The organism is Lacticaseibacillus saniviri JCM 17471 = DSM 24301 (genome assembly GCF_001311785.1).
Classification (GTDB): domain Bacteria; phylum Bacillota; class Bacilli; order Lactobacillales; family Lactobacillaceae; genus Lacticaseibacillus; species Lacticaseibacillus saniviri.
This window is the reverse complement of the sequence record NZ_BBBX01000067.1, coordinates 1-513: the sequence shown is the minus strand read 5'-3', so window position 1 is coordinate 513 and position 513 is coordinate 1. Positions and strand designations below refer to the sequence as shown.

2 protein-coding genes are annotated in these 513 nt (G+C 40.7%); both read left to right on the top strand.

From position 1 onward, the window contains the following. Positions 1-22: 22 nt before the first annotated feature. Positions 23-259: a hypothetical protein gene (locus JCM17471_RS13195; RefSeq protein WP_054778180.1), complete on the top strand. Its 237-nt coding sequence runs from the start codon at positions 23-25 to the stop codon at positions 257-259. Between the two features lie 2 nt (positions 260-261). Continuing rightward, positions 262-513 (top strand): hypothetical protein (locus tag JCM17471_RS13190; protein WP_156321733.1); only part of this gene is annotated, 252 nt, incomplete at its 3' end.

The window sequence follows — 513 nt, the reverse complement described above, 5'->3', positions numbered from 1 at the left end:
TATAATTTAGGAGTAACCGCGGATGAAACGAAATTTGAAAGCTCAAATCGAATTAGCAATATCTAAGTGGGTGACAGAAAGCAAGGCCCCAGACATCAATGTGATCACTGACACTCTACTTGATATTTTTGCAACCTCTTTGCCAGTCAACACTGATGTGAAAGAGCTACAAAAGCGCATTAATGGTTTAGAACGTGAGCTTGATGAATTATCCGAAGAAAACGAGTATCTATGGGATCAAATCGATGAGGAGGACTAGCTATGAATAGAGATGAACTTGAAATTAAGCTGCACGAAATATTAGAAATAGTGACATCAACGCCAGAGCTTTTGACGCTTGATATTATGTGCTGGGTTGATAAGTATGCAGAGTCGCTGGCACCAGCTAAAGAAGTGGTCTCGAAAGATGAAGCTAACCTCATTGAAGAGAGCCGAGTGCTTGGATATCAGGATGATCACATTATTCGTAGAGCGAAGGATAAATTGGAGCTATCGTATGATGACGGGAGCTAT

Excerpts from the sequence above, each read along its gene's own strand:
- JCM17471_RS13195 (WP_054778180.1), top strand. The coding sequence starts at position 23 with ATGAAACGAAATTTGAAAGCTCAAATCGAATTAGCAATATCTAAGTGG.